The 18,246-nt window shown below is 62.9% G+C and carries 11 protein-coding genes and 1 pseudogene; 11 read left to right on the forward strand and 1 reads right to left on the reverse strand.

From position 1 onward, the window contains the following. Positions 1-429 precede the first annotated feature (429 nt). Positions 430-2,193: pseudogene (gene phaC / locus AC5WNI_RS05105) on the forward strand (class I poly(R)-hydroxyalkanoic acid synthase); the annotation flags it as partial. 989 nt (positions 2,194-3,182) lie between these two features. On the opposite strand, the gene AC5WNI_RS05110 reads toward phaC, so the two are convergent. Then, on the reverse strand, positions 3,183-4,073 hold the full coding sequence (locus AC5WNI_RS05110) for a LysR family transcriptional regulator (protein WP_175088108.1): 891 nt from the start codon (positions 4,071-4,073) through the stop codon (positions 3,183-3,185). 359 nt (positions 4,074-4,432) lie between these two features. On the opposite strand from AC5WNI_RS05110, the gene leuC reads away from it, so the two are divergent. The 10 genes from leuC (at position 4,433) to AC5WNI_RS05160 (ending at position 18,239) form a co-directional block, all read left to right on the forward strand. After that, the gene (gene leuC, locus AC5WNI_RS05115) at positions 4,433-5,884 is read left to right on the forward strand and encodes a 3-isopropylmalate dehydratase large subunit (RefSeq protein ID WP_175088107.1); all 1,452 of its coding nucleotides are present in this window, start codon (positions 4,433-4,435) and stop codon (positions 5,882-5,884) included. Positions 5,885-5,895: 11 nt separating this feature from the next. Continuing rightward, on the forward strand, positions 5,896-6,549 hold the full coding sequence (gene leuD, locus AC5WNI_RS05120; RefSeq protein ID WP_175088106.1) for a 3-isopropylmalate dehydratase small subunit: 654 nt from the start codon (positions 5,896-5,898) through the stop codon (positions 6,547-6,549). A gap of 145 nt (positions 6,550-6,694) precedes the next feature. Further along, positions 6,695-7,777 carry a 3-isopropylmalate dehydrogenase gene (gene leuB, locus AC5WNI_RS05125; protein WP_175088105.1) on the forward strand — a complete coding sequence of 361 codons (1,083 nt, stop codon included), beginning with the start codon at positions 6,695-6,697 and terminating at the stop codon, positions 7,775-7,777. Between the two features lie 218 nt (positions 7,778-7,995). Then, positions 7,996-9,117 carry an aspartate-semialdehyde dehydrogenase gene (asd, locus tag AC5WNI_RS05130; RefSeq protein ID WP_175088104.1) on the forward strand — a complete coding sequence of 374 codons (1,122 nt, stop codon included), beginning with the start codon at positions 7,996-7,998 and terminating at the stop codon, positions 9,115-9,117. A 228-nt stretch (positions 9,118-9,345) separates the two neighbouring features. Then, positions 9,346-10,481, forward strand: a protein-coding gene (locus AC5WNI_RS05135) for an IS3 family transposase (protein WP_156941212.1) whose coding sequence is annotated in 2 segments (ribosomal slippage) — positions 9,346-9,619 and positions 9,619-10,481 — 1,137 coding nt in all. Because the reading frame shifts where the segments join, the coding sequence is not laid out codon by codon here. Positions 10,482-10,846: 365 nt separating this feature from the next. Then, positions 10,847-13,663, forward strand: a complete 2,817-nt coding sequence (locus AC5WNI_RS05140; protein WP_175088103.1) for a type IV pilus assembly protein FimV — start codon at positions 10,847-10,849, stop codon at positions 13,661-13,663. Continuing rightward, the gene (gene truA / locus AC5WNI_RS05145; protein ID WP_175088102.1) at positions 13,663-14,754 is read left to right on the forward strand and encodes a tRNA pseudouridine(38-40) synthase TruA; all 1,092 of its coding nucleotides are present in this window, start codon (positions 13,663-13,665) and stop codon (positions 14,752-14,754) included. Before AC5WNI_RS05140 ends, truA begins: the two co-directional genes overlap by 1 nt. Before the next feature lie 22 nt (positions 14,755-14,776). After that, positions 14,777-15,409, forward strand: a complete 633-nt coding sequence (locus AC5WNI_RS05150) for a phosphoribosylanthranilate isomerase (protein ID WP_175088367.1) — start codon at positions 14,777-14,779, stop codon at positions 15,407-15,409. Positions 15,410-15,712: 303 nt separating this feature from the next. After that, complete coding sequence (gene accD, locus AC5WNI_RS05155) at positions 15,713-16,732, forward strand: acetyl-CoA carboxylase, carboxyltransferase subunit beta (RefSeq protein ID WP_175088101.1); 1,020 nt, start codon at positions 15,713-15,715, stop codon at positions 16,730-16,732. After that, the gene (locus tag AC5WNI_RS05160; RefSeq protein ID WP_368448511.1) at positions 16,725-18,239 is read left to right on the forward strand and encodes a bifunctional folylpolyglutamate synthase/dihydrofolate synthase; all 1,515 of its coding nucleotides are present in this window, start codon (positions 16,725-16,727) and stop codon (positions 18,237-18,239) included. The genes accD and AC5WNI_RS05160 overlap by 8 nt, the downstream gene beginning before the upstream one ends. The last annotated feature ends 7 nt before the right edge of the window (positions 18,240-18,246 follow it).

Here is an 18,246-nt window from a genome sequence, read left to right on the forward strand (position 1 = left end):
CAGGGCATTACCGCTGACAGCACACTGCGCTTGCCTTGGCATGCTCACCTGCAGCGCCCTGAAATCAGTCATGAACGGAACTGAAAACAGCCGTGAGCGAGCTTGAATACAGCCGTGAGCGGGCTTGAAAACTGCCGTGAAACGGTCTTCAAAACAGTCTGGAAAGCAGTGTCCGTCGCCAGTGAAGGCGCCCGTCCCACGAGGGATGGCATGGCACTGCTCAGTGGTCAGGAAGGATTCGATTCGATGAAATCGTGCCGCCGACGACGTTCGGCAGCCAAGCTTCGATAGCCAATGACGTGATGGTCAATGACAAGGAGGAAGGGCGATATGGACTCAGCCCAGCAGCAGGCGTTCTCGCAGACATTCTCTCAGGCCTTTGCCAATCTGTTCCCCGACGGTGCTGAAGGCACGGAGTGGGCCAGCGTGATGCAGCAGGCCAGTGCCCAGTATCAAGCCTTGATGAGTGACATGCTGGAGCGCCTATGGCCCAGCGCTGCCGCTTCCACCATCTATGACGAGATGGGTCGATGCTTCCAGGCAGGGGCCGAGGCCCTGGCACGCGACCCGCAGCTGTTGATGTCGACCCAGACGCGCCTCTTCCAGGACCAGATGGCCCTGTTGCAGAGCACGTTGCGCGAGCTGAATGGCGAGAGCGTCGAGCCGGTGATCACGCCTGCGCGCTCTGATCGCCGCTTCCGCGATGAGGCCTGGCAGAGCGAGCCCTATTACCACTTCCTCGTGCAGCAATACCTGCTGTTCTCGCGCGCCGTGGACGACATGCTGGCCGGCATTCAAGGCCTGCCGGAGAGCCAGAAGCGCAATCTCGAGTTCTACGCGCGCCAGTACGTCAGCGCCTTCTCGCCCTCCAACTTCGCGTCCACCAACCCGGAAGTGCAGCGCGTGACCCGCGAGACCGGCGGACAGAACCTGCTCGACGGTCTGAAGCGACTGCGTGATGACCTGGCCAATTCCGCCGAAGGCATCAATGTCGCGATGACCGACACCGAAGCCTTCCGTCTCGGCGATAACATCGCTGTCACGCCGGGTGACGTGGTCTTCGAGAACGAGCTGATCCAGCTGATCCAGTATCGTCCGGCCACCGAGAAGGCCTTCAGCACGCCGTTGCTGGTCGTGCCGCCGTGGATCAACAAGTACTACATTCTCGATCTGCGTCAGGACAATTCGATGATGCGCTGGCTGGTGGAGCAGGGCCACACCGTGTTCCTGATCTCCTGGCGCAACCCGGGGCCCGAGCAGAGTGATCTCACCTGGGCCGATTACATGCAGATGGGGCCGCTGGCCGCGATGGATGCCATCGAGCAGGCTACCGGCGAGAAGCAGGTCAACATCCTGTCCTACTGCATCGGCGGCACGCTGACGGCCAGCACCATGGCCTATCTGGCGGCCGAGAAGCAGTCCGACCGTGTGCGCTCGGTCAGCTACATGGCGACGTTGCAGGACTTCTCCGATCCCGGTGAGATCGGTGTCTTCCTCAACGAGCCGGTGCTGCAGGGGCTCGAGAAGCAGATGGCGCAGGACGGCTACCTGGATGGCCGCGTGATGGCGTTCTCCTTCAATCTGCTGCGCGAGAATGACCTGTTCTGGTCGTTCTACGTCTCCAACTATCTCAAGGGCGAGGCGCCGACCGCGTTCGACCTGCTGTACTGGAACACCGACGGCACCAACCTGCCGGCCGGGACCCATGCCTGGTATCTGCGTCACATGTATCTGGAAAACCGCCTGGTACAGCCCGGCGGCATCGAGCTGGACGGCGTGCCGATCGATCTCTCGCAGATCGAGACACCGAGTTACTGGGTCTCCGCGCGCGAAGACCACATCGCCAAGTGGCAGACCACTTACAACGGCACCCAGCTGCCCAAGGCCTCCATCAAGCGCTTCGTGCTCGGTGGCTCCGGTCATATCGCGGGCATCGTCAATCCGCCGCACAAGAACAAGTACGGCTACGCCACCAATGACAGCCTGCCGGCAACACCGGATGAGTGGCTCGCAGGTACCGAGCTGCACGAAGGCTCCTGGTGGAATGACTGGCAGGCGTGGATGACCGGCAATGGCTTCGTGGAGCCGGAACCGGAAGTCGCTGCACGCACGCCGGGTGAGGGCAAGCTCGACGTGATCGAAGCGGCGCCGGGGCGTTATGCGCGCCAGACCATTCCCGAAGTGCTGGGGCAGAGCGTGCCGGAAGAGATCACCAGCGTGGCGGATGCGCAGCTCAAGGCCGTGCGTGATGTCCAGCAGACGGTCGAGAAGAGCGTGAATGAAGCGCTCAAGCAGGTGACGCTGCCGCTGGAAGAAGCCATGACCGCGATGACTGAAGCCGTCACCGGCAAGGCCGCCAATGATGCCAGCAGTGCCTCTGCTGCCAAGTCGTCTACCGCCAAGCCTGTCGCTTCCAAGGCCGCATCAGCGTCCACTGACTCAGCAGCACCGGCAAGCAAGCGCGCTGCTCCCAAAGGCACAGCCTCCAGGAGCACTGCTGCCAAGAGCACGGCTGCCAGCAGCGCCGGTAGCTCAGCGACCAGGACCAACACGGCCAGAAAGACTTCCACGCCGCGCAAGACGGCTGCCAACAAGACGACCACAGCCACCAAGTCAACGGCGGCCAAGACGACTGCAAGCAAGACGACGGCGAGCACGTCAGCCTCTGACAGCAAGCCGCCTGAATCCGGCACCTCGAACAGCAGCACTTCTTCCGCGGCCTCCGGCTCCAGCGCCACGAAGCCAGCGACGACGCGCAAGAGCACTGCGAGCAAGACGACTGGCACCAGCAAGAGCACTGCGGCCAGCAAGCCAGCCTCCAGTTCGACAGGTCGCACGGGCACTGGAAGCACTGCCAAGACTGCTGGGTCTACCGCCAAGAGTGACACTGGCAGCACGGGCGCAGATGCCAAGAGTGTTACCAGCAGCCAAGCGCCCAAGCCGCGCCGTGGCCGTCCCTCCAATGCCAGCAAGGCCGCCGCCGCCCAGGCAGCGGAAGAGGCGAAGAAGGACGATGCGAAGCCTGCGGCCAGCAAGACGGAGGGTTCGTCAGGCAAAGCCAAGGATAGCGACAAGAGTTGATCCGCGGCGCCACAAGCGGTAAGTCAGAACGCACAACGCCAGCCCTCCGGGGCTGGCGTTGTGCGTTCTGGCGGTATTTCCAGGCGGGGCTTTCGAGCGCGCTAGAGGCTTCTCGATGCCGCGTCCCTTGCGCCTTCCAGCAGTTCGATCATCGCGCTGGCGGCGTTCGAGAGTGTGCGGTTGTTGTGATAGAGGTAGCCGAGCTGGCGTTCGATGGGGCGGTGGTCGATGGGCAGGATCTCGATCTCGTCATCGATCATGCTTTCTGGCAGTACGCTCCAGCCCAGGCCGATGGCGACCATCATCTTGAGGGTTTCGAGGTAGTTGGTGGACATCGAGACTTCCACCGAGAGGCCGTCACGCGCGAAGGTGTCGATGACGATGCCGCGCGTGAAGGTCAGGTGGCCCGGCAGCACGGCGTCGTGCTGTGATAGGGCGGCCAGCGGCAACGCTTTATGGCCGGCCAGCGGGTGGTCCCGTCCGCACACGAAGCGCATTTCATCCAGCCACACCGGCACCACCGTCAGATTGGGGTCGCGATGCGGTGCCAGGGTGACGACGGCCAGTTCCAGCTCCCCATCCAGTACGCCCTGATAGGCCTGTTCCGAATCCAGAAACCGCATGTCCATGCGCACCTCGGGGTGGGCCATGGTGAAGGCCTTGAGCAGTGGCGGCAGCCGGTGCAGGCCCACATGGTGGCTGGTCGCCATCGTCAGGCTGCCTTTTACCTCGCCGGACAGATTGCGCAGCGCACGCCGGGTGTCATCGTGCATCACCAGGATGGCGCGGGCGCGGGGCAGCAGGATATTGCCGGCCTCCGTCAGCGAGACACGCCGTCCGATGCGATCGAACAGCCGTGCGCCATGCAGTTGCTCCAGCTGGGCAATGCGCTTGGAAACGGCCGGCTGGGTGAGGTGCAACTGCTCGGCGGCCAGCGAGAAGGAGGTGGTTTCGGCGACGGCGACGAAGGCCTGCAGAGAGGGTGTGTCCATGTGGGCCAGCTATCCTGTGATGACGGCGTTCAGAGAGGCATTCAGAGGCGCATCAAGCGGGGCGGTCTATGCCGTCCCAGGCGGATGAATTCCTGATCAAGACCTGATGAGTAATGTTATTCCTTTTGGGAATCCAAAGCATGAAAAACATGAATTGCTTTTATTCATGGTCGCCGAGTACTCTTGATGGCACAGGACGCGGCGGCGATGCTGGAGCCTGCAAGCAAGTGGTCACTATCCACGGGCTCGCACGACCGCCCCGCCATCAACACTGGACGACACACCCTCATCAAGGGGCCGTTACGAGCCCCGAGGCAGCAAGCGCGCTCTTACCGTAAGGCGCCACGAGGAGACACGACATGGCTAGCCAGACCCTTTATGACAAGTTGTGGGATCAGCACCTGGTCAAGCAACGCGAAGACGGTACTGCACTCATCTACATCGACCGTCACCTGCTGCACGAAGTCACGTCGCCGCAGGCATTCGAAGGGCTGCGTCTGGCCGGCCGCAAGCCGTGGCGTCTGGATGCCAACCTGGCAACGCCGGATCATAACGTGCCGACGTCTCTCAAGGAGCGTGCTGCCGGTATCTCGGGCATCGAGGACGAGACTTCACGCATTCAGGTGCAGACCCTCGACGACAACTGCAACAGCTTCAACATCGAGCAGTTCACCATCAATGATGCGCGCCAGGGCATCGTGCATGTGGTCGGGCCGGAGCAGGGCGCGACCCTGCCGGGCATGACCGTGGTATGTGGCGATTCCCACACCGCGACCCACGGTGCCTTCGCGGCATTGGCTCACGGGATCGGCACCTCCGAGGTCGAGCACGTGCTCGCCACCCAGTGCCTGATCCAGCGCAAGATGAAGAACATGCTGGTGCGCGTCGATGGGCGTCTCGGCACTGGCGTCACCGCCAAGGATGTCGTGCTCGCCATCATCGGCGAGATCGGCACCGCCGGCGGTACCGGCTACGCCATCGAATTCGGCGGCTCTGCCATCCAGGACATCTCCATGGAAGGCCGCATGACCATCTGCAACATGGCCATCGAAGCCGGTGCGCGGGTCGGTCTGGTCGGTGTCGATGACATCACCATCGATTACCTGCGCGATCGTCCCTATGCGCCGAACGCCCAGCAGTGGGAAGCGGCCGTCGCCGACTGGCGCAATCTGGTCTCCGATGCGGACGCCGAATTCGACAAGGTCGTGGTGCTCAAGGCCGAGGACATCGCGCCGCAGGTCACCTGGGGCACCAGCCCGGAGCAGGTCACCAGCGTCAATGGCGTAGTGCCGGACCCGGCTGCCGCCAGCGATGACACCGAAGCGCGTGGCATCACGCGTGCGCTCGAGTACATGGGCCTCAGCGCTCAGCAGAAGATAACCGATATCAAGCTGGACCGCGTGTTCATCGGTTCCTGCACCAACTCACGCATCGAGGACTTGCGTGAAGCGGCGCGCGTGGCCGAAGGCCGCACGGTCGCCAAGAGCCTCAAGCAGGCGATGGTCGTGCCGGGCTCTGGCCTGGTGAAGGCGCAGGCGGAAGCCGAAGGACTGCACGAGATCTTCCTCGCCGCGGGCTTTGAATGGCGCGAGCCGGGCTGCTCCATGTGTCTGGCGATGAACGCCGACAAGCTGGGCAGTGGCGAGCATTGCGCGTCCACCTCCAACCGCAACTTCGAAGGCCGTCAGGGCTTCGGTGGGCGTACGCACCTCGTCAGCCCGGCCATGGCCGCCGCTGCCGCGATTGCGGGTCACTTCGTTGATGTTCGTGACTTTGCCCCCATCCCTACCAACAACACTCAAGTCGCCTGAGGAGGCCCGACATGGAAAAGTTCATTCGCCAGCAGGGCCTCGTGGCACCGCTTGATCGCGCCAACGTCGATACTGATCTGATCATCCCGAAGCAGTTTCTGAAGTCAATCAAGCGTACCGGCTTCGGGCCGAACCTCTTCGATGAGCTGCGCTATCTCGATGAGGGCTATATCGGTCAGGACATCAGCAAGCGTCCGCTGAACCCGGACTTCGTGCTCAACCAGCCGCGTTACGCGGGTGCCAGCGTATTGCTGGCGCGTCGCAACTTCGGTTGCGGCTCCTCGCGTGAACACGCGCCTTGGGCACTGACCGACTTCGGCTTCCGCGTCGTCATCGCGCCGAGCTTCGCCGATATCTTCTACAACAACTCGTTCAAGAACGGTCTGTTGTTGATCACCCTCGACGAGGACACGGTGGACCGTCTGTTCAAGGAAGCCGAGGCGTTGGAAGGGTATCGTCTGGATATCGACCTCGAGGCGCAGGCGGTCATCACGCCGTCCGGTGAGTCGATTCCCTTCGAGGTCGACAGCTTCCGCAAGCATTGCCTGATGGAAGGCCTGGACGATATCGGTCTGACCCTCAAGGACCAAGACGCCATCGACAGCTTCGAGAAGTGCCACCGCACCGAGCGCCCGTGGCTGTTCCGCGATGGCAAGACGGCCTGATCTGGCCAGCCGCGCGCCAATCAGCGCCTGAAATCGCAACATATTCGTCATGGCTCGCCGTCCAGAATGGCGGCGAGCCCAGTCTCAGCACCGACGGTGAACCGTCGGTCTCGCCGGAAGACTTCCGGCCCAAGGAGAGTTCCAGATGAGCCGCAATATCCTGATTCTGCCCGGTGATGGCATTGGCCCGGAAATCACTGCTGAAGCCGTGAAGATCCTTGAAGCCGCCCGCAGCGAAGGTCTGGACATCACGCTGAGCGAAGGCAAGGTCGGTGGTGCAGGGTATGACGCGGCCGGTCACCCGCTGCCGGCGGAAACGCTGGAGGCGGCCAAGGCAGCGGACGCCATCCTGCTCGGTGCAGTCGGCGGCCCGCAGTGGGACAAGCTCGAGGACATCTCGCTGCGTCCGGAACGCGGCCTGCTGGGGCTGCGCAAGGAGCTCGAGCTGTTCGCCAATCTGCGTCCGGCGATTCTCTACCCGCAGCTGGCCGAGGCCTCCAGCCTCAAGCCGGAAGTGGTGTCCGGGCTGGACATCATGATCGTGCGTGAACTGACCGGCGGCATCTACTTCGGTCAGCCGCGTGGCATCGAGACGCGTGATGGCCAGCAGGTCGGCTACAACACCTACGTCTACTCCGAGTCCGAGATCGAGCGCATCGGTCGCACTGCCTTCGAGATGGCGCAGAAGCGCAACAAGAAGCTGTGCAGCGTCGACAAGGCCAACGTGTTGGAAGTCACCATGCTGTGGCGTGACGTGATGGAGCGCATCTCCGCCGACTACCCGGATGTCGAGCTGTCGCACATGTACGTCGACAACGCCGCCATGCAGCTGGTGCGTGCCCCCAAGCAGTTCGACGTGGTGGTCACCGGCAACATGTTCGGCGATATCCTGTCGGATGAAGCCGCGATGTTGACCGGCTCCATCGGCATGCTGCCGTCCGCCTCGCTGAATGCGGGTGGTCAGGGCATGTACGAACCATGCCACGGCAGCGCGCCGGACATTGCGGGCCAGGGCATCGCCAACCCGCTGGCGACCATCCTGTCGGTGGCCATGATGCTGCGCTACTCGCTCAATGAATCCGCCTGGGCCGAGCGCATCGAGAAGGCGGTCGGCGTGGTGCTGGATGAAGGGCTGCGCACTGCCGATATCGCCTACGCCGGGACCCGCAAGGTCTCCACCTCCGTGATGGGCGATGCCGTGCTGGCTGCCTTCAAGGCCCAGGCGTGAGGCAATACCCGCGCGAACGCCGCAAGCCAGCGGCGTTCGCGCGATGATCATGGGGGAGCTCGGCGTGCGTCGCCGGGTTCTCATGTCAGGACCTGCGGCTGGAGCGTTGGGCAAGGCTCGCCTCGTGTGAGTTGCCTGTGCTCGCTGCGGGTCATTCCTGTGTCGGGAGCGGTGGTGTCTTCCCTGCTTCCGGCCGTGCATGAACAAGGAGAACAAGCATGTTGAAAGTCGGATTTGTCGGTTGGCGTGGCATGGTCGGTTCCGTGCTGATGCAGCGCATGCGTGATGACAACGATTTCGCCGGTATCGAGCCGGTATTCTTCTCCACCTCCCAGGTCGGTCAGGCCGGTCCTGATGTGGGCACGCCGGTGCCGGCGCTCAAGGATGCCAATGACATCAATGAGCTGAAGTCACTGGATGTCATCGTCACCTGTCAGGGCGGCGACTACACCAAGCAGGTGTTCGGCCCGTTGCGCGAAGCCGGCTGGAAGGGCGACTGGATCGATGCAGCCTCCACCCTGCGCATGGACAAGGACGCCGTGCTGGTGCTGGACCCGGTCAACCGTCACGTGATCGATGAGAAGATCGGCGCCGGTGCCAACACCTTTGTCGGCGGCAACTGCACTGTCAGCCTGATGCTGATGGGTCTGGGCGGCCTGTTCGAGGCTGGCATGGTCGAGTGGATGACTTCCATGAGCTACCAGGCGGCGTCCGGCAGCGGTGCGCGCCACATGCGTGAACTGCTGACCCAGATGGGCCAGCTCAATGGCAGTGTGGCCTCCGAGCTTGCGGACCCGGCCAGCGCCATCCTCGATATCGACCGCAAGGTGACCGCCACCATGCGCGGCGATGACTTCGCGACCCAGCAGTTCGGTGCGCCGCTGGCCGGCTCGCTGCTGCCGTGGATCGATTCCGCGATGGAATCCGGTCAGACCCGCGAGGAGTGGAAGGCCGGTGTCGAGGCCAACAAGATTCTCGACAGCCAGGGCAACCCGATCATGATCGATGGTCTGTGCGTGCGTATCGGTGCGATGCGTTCCCACTCTCAGGCCTTCACCGTCAAGCTCAAGCAGGACGTACCGCTGGATGAGATCGAAGACCGCCTGGCCAAGCACAACGACTGGGTCAAGGTCGTCGCCAACACCAAGGAAGACAGCCTCAAGCACCTGACACCGGCCGCTGCCACCGGCACCCTGACCGTGCCGGTCGGCCGTCTGCGCAAGCTGGCGATGGGTGGCGAATACCTGTCCGCCTTCAGTGTTGGTGACCAGCTGTTGTGGGGGGCCGCAGAGCCGCTCAAGCGCATGCTGACTATCCTGCGTGAACATCGCGCGGCCTGATCGCACTGCGTAGCGGCATGTCGTCGGGTTCATTGTGAGCCTGAACTGAAAACGCCCTCGGCTCTCTGGAGTCGAGGGCGTTTCGCTTTTGCACGTCGCGTCGTGGATGGTCGGTGATTTCAGGTGAGAGATAGGTCACTGATGTCACGGCGAGTACCAGATTGAAGTGGACCCCAGAATTCGGACCAGGCGCTAAGCTCTGATCATACCGACCAGGAGAGCTTGATCATGAGCAGGAAACGTCGACAGTACAGCAGTGAGTTCAAAGCCAAGGTAGCCCTTACTGCCCTCAAGGGGGAACAGACCACGTCAGAGATCGCAGCCCGCTTCGAGATCCACCCAACCATGGTGAGTCAGTGGAAGCGCGACCTGCTGGACAACGCCACCGGCGTCTTCGAGGGCAAAAGTTCCAGTAAAACCGCCCAGAAGACCCAGGAGGAGATCGATACGCTCTATCGCGAGATCGGCAAGCTGACGGTGGAACGGGATTTTTTGTCACGCAGGCTCGATCGTTGAGTCGGGCCCAGCGCCTGACAATGGTCGAGCCGCAAGCGCCCGGCATCAGCCTCCGACGTCAATGCCAGCTACTCGGTATCAGTCGCTCCTCGATGTACTATCAGCGCAAGGCGCTACGGGCCTATGATCTGGAGTTAATGCGTCTGATCGACGCGGAACATCTGCGCACACCGGTCTATGGCTCACGAAGGATGTCAGCCTATCTCAATCGCTTGGGCCACGCAGTGAGCCGCAAGCGCGTCCAGCGATTGATGCGCGGGATGGGACTACAGGCTATTTATCCGAAGCCATGCACTAGCCGGCCAGGTACAGGACATCGGATCTATCCTTACTTGCTGCGGGGGCGAGTCATCGACCGCCCCAATCAGGTATGGGCGACCGATATCACCTATATTCCTTTGGCGCGCGGGTTCATGTACCTGGTGGCCATCATGGACTGGCACAGCCGTCGCGTGTTGGCCTGGCGGGTCTCCAACACCCTGGATACGGACTTCTGTATCGATGCTTTGGAGGAAGCCTTGGCGTGTTATGGAAAGCCCGAGATATTCAATACAGATCAAGGCTGTCAGTTCACCAGCCAGTCGTTCACCGAAGTGCTGGAAGCCCATGATGTCCGGATCAGCATGGACGGCAAGGGATGCTATCAGGACAACATATTCGTGGAACGACTCTGGCGCAGTGTGAAGTATGAGTGCGTTTATCTGAAGGCTTTCGAGAGCGGCGCCCACTTGCGAGGGGATCTGAAGCGTTACTTCGCTTGGTACAACACAGAGCGGCCCCACCAAGGGCTAGACGATGCTACACCTGATGAAGTGTACTTCTCTCAACCACTGATCCAGGCGGCCTGACGCCGATGATGACCTGATCCGAGCTTAGACGACCCGTCAGGTGGTCCAAAGGATGGGGTCCACTTCAGATATCTCAGTCCTTGCTGCGCATTTTTTGCGATTTTGGCTGGCGCTTTTGATGCATGATGGCAGGGAGGTGTTTTTTACGGGTATCGTAATGGGGAATATCGTCGAGCTGGTCACTCGCGATATGACGCCTCTGCGGCCTTTATCGATCGTGGGCCGACACTCTATCGTTGAAACTTTTTCCACTTTGCCAATGGCTTCCCGCACTCTTGGGACGGACTCTCTGGTATCTTGTGTAAGTATACGTAACATAATGCGCAGGCCGGGCGATGATTCGGCCGCATACGAAGGGACACTCAATGGGACGCAAGCTTCCTCTCGCACTGGCGGTGTCGTTCGCCGTCTACAGTGCTCAGGCCTTGGCAGTCGGCATGGAATCGCCGCGGTTGCGCTCGAATCTGAATCAGCCACTGGACGCGCGCATCGGCCTCACGGATACCTCGGGCCTCGATGCCAGCCTCATCAAGGCCGGCGTTGCCGATTCTGCCGCCTTTACGCGAGCGGGCGTCGATCGCAGCTATGTCAGTGATGACATCAAGGTTGCCGTCAAGCAGCAGGGCGGGCGCTACTACCTTCAGCTGTCTACCAATGGCGCGGTACGTGAACCCTATGTGGACCTGCTGCTGGATGTCGAATGGCCCAATGGCAAGCTTCAGCGTCAGGTGACTCTTTTGTTCGATCCGGCGGGCTATTCGAGTCAGCCGTCATTGGTGACACCTGCCGGCGCGCGTTCTCGCCCGCTGGCCACCGATGATTCCTCGCCGACACGTTCCGTGGTGTTCCGCGACAATGCCCAGCCCAGCCAGGCCTCCTCGCGCAGTGCGTCATCCAGCACACCGCCGTCCAGCATCAAGGTGCGCAACGGTGACTCGCTGTGGACGATCGCGCGTCGCGTGCGTCCGGATGCCAGTGTCAGCATCCGTCAGGCCATGCTGGCGATTCAGGAAGCCAATCCCGCGGCCTTCCCGGGCGGCAACATCAACAAGCTGCGCGCGGGTGTCGTCCTTCAGGTGCCTGATCGAAGCACCATGTTGGGGCGCTCGCGTACCGAGGCCGACAGGGAAGTGCGTCAGCAGTATCAGCAGTGGGTCGCGGGCGCGCAGGGCAAGACCGTGCCGGCTCCGGCCAGCAAGAAAACTGCTGCGGCCAGCACATCGAACGAACCCTCCGCCAGTGCTGCACCTGCGGCCACGGCTGCACCGAGCGGGCCTGCCAGCGCGGGTGCCGATGGCAAGCCGCGTCTGACGCTGCTGGATGAAGACGGCAGCAAGCCCAAGGCGGCAGCAGCCAGTGGTCAGATCTCAGCGGGTAGCCAACAGGCGATCGATGAACTGTCCGATCGCCTCGAGTCGCTGGAAGATCAGCTGCTGACCAATCAGCAGCGCCTCGATCAGCTGGAGCAGGAGCGTGATGATCTGCGCAGCGAAGTGGCCTCGCTGCGCAACGAAGTCGGCGAGCTGCGAGCGTCGCTGGCAGAACGTACCGAGCAGCTCGAGACGGCCAAGGTGCTGCTCGCCAAACAGAATCGTCTGCTCGTCAACAGCGGTATCTCGCCGTTGGCCTTGCCGGAAAGCCTGATCGCCGCCGGGGTGGACCTCGGTCAGCCACGCGACGGCGAGGGCAATCTGGTGTTGCCCAAGCAGCCGTGGCCTCAGGCGACCTGGCAGTGGGTGCAGGATAACCTGGCCATCGTCGGCGGGGCGGCAGGGGCATTGCTGCTGCTGTTGCTGTTGTTGCTGCGCCGCCGCTCCGGTTCCGGGGGCGACGAGAACATGAGCTTTGCCGATGCGGTCCGCGGCAATGAAGAGCCCGACCAGGACAAGCCACGCGTCTTTTCGGATACCTTTGCGGCCTCGACTGCCGCTGCTGCCGCGGGTCACAAGTCATCCGCGTCTGAAGATGCCAATGTGGCGGTGCGCCGGGGTTCCGGTAGCCTCGAGCCGCTCTCCCAGCCGGAAGCGGCTGCGATCAGCGAGGCGGACATCTTCATCGCCTACGGCCGCTTCGATCAGGCACAAGCCCTGCTGGAAGCCGGTCTGGTGGAGGATCCCGCACGCCAGGACCTGCGCCTCAAGCTGATGGGAGTCCATGGCGAGCTTGGCAATGCCGAGGCCCTGCATCATGAAGGGGAGCAGGTGCTGGCGGCCGGTAATGAGGAAGAACGCTTCGAGGCCCAGGCGCTGCTGGATCGCTACAGTGTCTCAAGCAGTGCGCTGCGTGCTGTCGCAGGCGGCGGCGCGAGTCAGGTGGGGCGCAAGGTCTCCTATCTGTCAGGAGTGGCAAGCCAGCAGGCGGCGGCACCTCGCACGCCGCTTGAAAGTCGCGACAAGACCGATGATGCGGCTCACGGCATGGCAGATGTATCCGCCACGGGCTCTGACGCCTCCCTTGACGACCCGGAAGATTCCGTGGGGCTGTCTGACAGCGAACAGCATGCCGGTGACGGCGTGAGCGAACCACTGGACGAGCGTGCTCCCGACCAGGGCGTCGCCTTCGAGCCGGGCCTCAAGGGCGAGGACCTCGAGAAGGCGCCCGTGCGTGAGAGTCACTTCAACAGCGACAACGTGATCGATTACCAGGCGCCGGAATTGACGCTGGGGGATGCAGGTCAGGCTGATGGCGAGAAGGGCACTGATACCGCGGCATCCAAGGCGGCGGACAGTGCGCTCAAGGGCGAGTCCGTCGAGTTCACCTCACTGCGTGAAGAGCTGGATGACAACGCTGCGATCGAGAGCAATGCAGCAAGCCAGAAGCCGCATGGGGCGTCCAGCAAGTCGTCAGCTGCAGTTGATGGCATGGATGAGTTGCCGTCACTGGATAGCATGACGCTGGAAGAGGTGGAGGTGCCGCGGCGTGATATCTCGGAATTCGAGGTCGAGGAAGTGGCGTTCGTGTCTGGGGATCAGGATAATGCCTATCCCTCTGTCGAGTCGGCAGGGTTTGGGGCTGGCGCCCAGGATACCAAGGCATTCCAACAGCTCGAGGAAGCCCGTCAGTTGTTGGTGGATGGCGATGATGATCAGGCGGCTGCGCTGCTTGAGCCGCTCGCTACCGCCAGTGATGACATGGTCCGTGAAGAGGCGCTGGCGTTGATGGAGCGCTTTGGTCTGACCTGATGCCCTTTTTTACACCGTTGGATGATAACGAGAAACGCCCGGGGCGCATTGCTCTGGGCGTTGAATATGATGGCACCCGCTATTGTGGCTGGCAGCGTCTGAGCCACGCCCCTTCCGTGCAGGAAGCGCTCGAGAAGGCCTTGTCCAAGGTCGCCTCCACGCCGATTACCGTGCATTGCAGTGGCCGCACCGATTCCGGTGTGCATGCCGTGCGTCAGGTCGTGCATTTCGATACTCCCGTGGGTCGCAGCCGCAAGGCCTGGCGCATGGGCGGTAACGTCAACCTTCCCCCCGATATCGGGATTCATTGGGCCGTGCCGGTGCCCGATGATTTCCATGCGCGTTTCAGCGCCATCGCCCGTCGCTATCGCTACATGATCATCAATCAGCCGTTTCGGCCGGTGATGGAGCGCAACAATGTCACCTGGTGTCGCGAGCCGCTCAATGTCGCCGACATGCAGGCCGCGGCGGCGCATCTGGTGGGCGAGCTGGATTTCTCGGCGTTCCGCGCCGCAGGCTGTCAGTCGCGTTCGCCGCGCCGCCACGTGCACTTCATTGAAGTCAGTCGTCATGGCCATATCGTCATGATCGATATCCAGGCCAATGCCTTCCTGCATCACATGGTGCGCAATATCGCGGGCACCTTGATGGCCATCGGGCGTGGCGAGAAGCCTGTCGAGTGGATCGTCGAGCTGATGCGTGGGGGAGATCGCACGCGTTCGAGCGCGACGGCAGCAGCGACAGGGCTTCACTTCGTCGATGTCATCTATCCGCCGCGCTATGCGCTGCCCAAGGAACCCCTGGGGCCTGGTCTGGTCGCACATCTTGGCGAGTGGACGGGCGAGCGCCCGTTGCCGGACTGCCCGATGGTGCGCTCACGCATGGCGCGTGCCGAGGCCGAGGGGGCCGAAGAGGCGCGCGCGGCAGGCAAGCTTAGTGAGCAGGAGGCCATCCGGCTGGGCAACGTGGCCCGTGAAGCCGAGCGCCTCAGCCGCGAGCATGAGCAAGCGATTCCTGCGGCAGGCGGCCCTGCGGCAGGTGCCGAGAATGACACGCTGACTACTGACCCCCAGAATGAATCCTCACGTTGAACGGAGCGATCCCATGACCGAGATGAGCGCTCGAGAGAGCCAGCGTACCCGGATCAAGATCTGTGGCTTGACGCGTGAGCAGGATATCCATGACGCCGTGGCGGCAGGTGCCGATGCGCTGGGCTTCGTACTGTGGCCGGGCAGCAAGCGTGCGGTTGATGTGGTGCGGTTGGCCGAGCTTGCCGCGTGCGTGCCGGCCTTCGTGACGCGGGTCGGCCTGTTCGTGGATGCCAACGCCGAAGAGATTGCCGCAGCGGCGCCACATCTCGATCTGCTCCAGTTGCATGGCAATGAGACGCCGGAGCAGTGCCGAGCGGCAGGGCGGCCCTATATCAAGGCGTTGCGCATGCGTGACGGGCTCGATCTCGCCGCGGAGGCGGCGCGCTACCATGACGCGCGTGGCTTGCTGCTGGATGCCTATCGTCCCGGCGTGCCCGGTGGCACCGGCGAGACCTTTGACTGGTCGCGCATCCCGGCCGATCTGCCGCTGCCGGTCATCCTGGCCGGTGGTCTCGAGTCAGGCAATGTCGCCGCAGCGGTGGCGCAGGTCGCCCCTTACGCGGTCGATGTCTCCGGCGGTGTGGAAGCCGCGCCCGGCGAGAAGAGTGCCGAGCTCATGCAGGCATTCTGTCAGGCAGTCCGCCATCAGTGCTGATTTGCCGGCAAGCGTTGCGACCCTTGCATTGCTTTCGTCCCGGGCGGCGAGGGCCGCAACGCTCAATTGGCATCTCGCACTACCCGCAAGGGGGGCGAAGCCGCTACAATGACCCCCAGAATTCGGAAAAGTGGCCGTACGACCAATGGGTTGCACGGTCTTTTCCATTGGCACTGCCCTGTGATGGTAGCTGCCTGCCATATTGCCGGGGCGTGAACGCTCTGGAATATGTGCCAACTCGCATGGCCGCCGACAGTCGTCGAGCGGTGCCCAGAACAGCAGCAAAACGGAAGCCTCCCCACCATGAGCTGGCTTGACAAGATTGTGCCGTCAATGAGCCGTATCCAACGCAAGGATCGGCGTACCTCCATTCCTGACGGCCTGTGGCGTAAATGCCCCAAGTGCGAAGCAGTCCTGTACCTTCCGGAGCTGACCAAGCACGACAACGTCTGCCCGAAGTGTGACCATCACCTGCGTCTCACTGCGCGTGCACGTCTGTCCTGGTTCCTCGACAGTGAAGGCCGCGAGGAAATCGCGGCGGATCTCGAGCCGGTCGATCGCCTCAAGTTCCGCGACTCCAAGAAGTACAAGGATCGCCTGAGCGCTGCCCAGAAGCAGACCTCAGAGAAGGATGCGCTGGTCGCCATGCGCGGTGCTCTCTCCGGTCAGCCGGTCGTGGCCGTGGCCTTCGAGTTCAGCTTCATGGGCGGCTCCATGGGCGCCATCGTCGGTGAGAAGTTCGTGCGTGCAGCAGAACTTGCGCTGGCCGAGAACATCCCGCTGGTCTGCTTCGCCGCCTCCGGTGGTGCTCGCATGCAGGAAGCCTTGTTCTCCCTGATGCAGATGGCCAAGACCTCCGCGGCGCTCGAAAAACTCAAGCAGGCTGGCGTGCCGTACATCAGTGTGCTGACTGACCCGGTCTTCGGTGGCGTCTCCGCGTCGCTGGCGATGCTGGGTGACCTGAATGTCGCCGAGCCGAATGCTCTGATCGGCTTTGCTGGTCCGCGTGTCATCGAGCAGACCGTGCGCGAGAAGCTGCCGGAAGGCTTCCAGCGCTCCGAGTTCCTGCTCGAACATGGCGCCGTCGACATGATCATCCACCGCCGCGAGATGCGTGAGCGTTTGTCCAGCATCCTGCTCAAGCTGCAGGGCATGCCGGTCAACGCCGCCAACCTGCCGGTCGCGGATGCGGTCGTCGAAGAAGAATCCGCCGAGGCGGATGCGCCTGTCGAAGCACCGGCCGAGCCGCGCTCCGCCGTAGACAGCGTGCTCGACGAGACCTTTACCAGCGAGAAGCCGCAAGGCGAACGTCGCGATGGCTGAGCAGGGCTCCGCCCCGGCAAGCTGCAGCACCGACGAGGTGCTGCAGTCTTCCTCACTCCCTCCGCTGGATGCCGCTTCGTGGCAGCTTTCTCCTCTGCATGATGCTGTGCCGCGCGGCCTCTCGCTGGATGAGTGGCTGACGCGCCTCGAGCATCAGCACCCCGTCAGTATCGATATGGGCCTTGCCCGAGTGCTGTGCGTGGCCAGGCGTCTCGGTCTGGTCGGGGCGGGCGCGCGTCGACTCGGTGGCCGCATCATTACCGTGGCGGGCACCAACGGCAAGGGATCGACGGTTGCCATGCTCGAGGCGCTGGGGCGTGCCCATGGGCTGAGCACCGCCACCTATACCTCTCCGCACCTGCTGCATTACAACGAGCGTCTGAGCTTCAATGGCCACGACGTCGGTGATGCCGCATTGGTCACGGCCTTCGAGCAGGTCGATTCCGCGCGCCACTCCGGGCTGTCAGCCAGTGGTGAGCCGGTGGATGACGAGGGCGTGATCAGCCTGACCTACTTCGAGGCCGGTACACTGGCCGGGCTGTGGTTGATCGCTCAGCAGCAGCCGCAGCTCGCGATTCTGGAAGTCGGCCTGGGCGGGCGTCTGGACGCCGTCAACATCATCGATTGTGATGTCGCGATGATCATCACGGTCGCGCAGGACCATGCCGCGTTTCTTGGCACCGATCTCGAGAACATCGGCTTCGAGAAGGCCGGTATTCTGCGCGCCGGCAAGCCGGCCGTGTTCGGCTCGGATGTGCTGCCGTCCAGTTGCGCGGCGCACGCACGCTCACTGGGCGTCACGCCGCAGGTGCTGTGGCAGGACTTTCGCTGGCAGGCCGCGGCTGACCTTGTGGGTAGCAGTTCAAACAGCAGCCTGGATGGCAGTACGAGCAATTCGGCTACCTCGCGATGGCAATGGCAGCGCCTGTCGGCGCCGGCGCTGACATTCGATTCACTGCCAGACCCGGGCTTGCCGCGGGACAATGCGGCCAGTGCGCTGAATGCTCTGGTCGAGGCCGGTATCGAGCTCAACGCCGAATGCGTGCGGCAGGCCATGGCGAGCGTCAAGCTCAAGGGGCGCATGCAGTGGCTGACCCGCCACGGGCGTGACTGGTGTCTGGATGTCGGTCATAACCCGCATGCCGCGAGTTATCTGGCCAGTCGTCTTGCCGCTCATGACCTGCGTTGCGCGCGGGATTCTGCCAGCCAGCCGCGGCGGGCGTTGCTCGCCATGCTGGGCGACAAGGATGCCGCTGGCGTGATTCAGGCGCTGGCGCCGGTGGTGGACGGCTTCGTCGTCGCCACCCTGGATGGCGAGCGTAGTCGCCAGGCCAGTGAGCTTGCCGCCGTGGTCCGCCACTGTGGTGGTGAGGTGCTGGCGGAGTGCGAGACGGTCACCGCTGCAGCCGAATGGCTGGCGCGCGAGACGAGCGCTGGAGAAGTATTGGTCTGTGGTTCCTTCTTCACGGTCGGTGAAGCATTGATGTGGCTCGACGCCCAGGCCTGATGCAGGC

The sequence above is a fragment of the Cobetia sp. PDI-12MA genome (assembly GCF_059507695.1).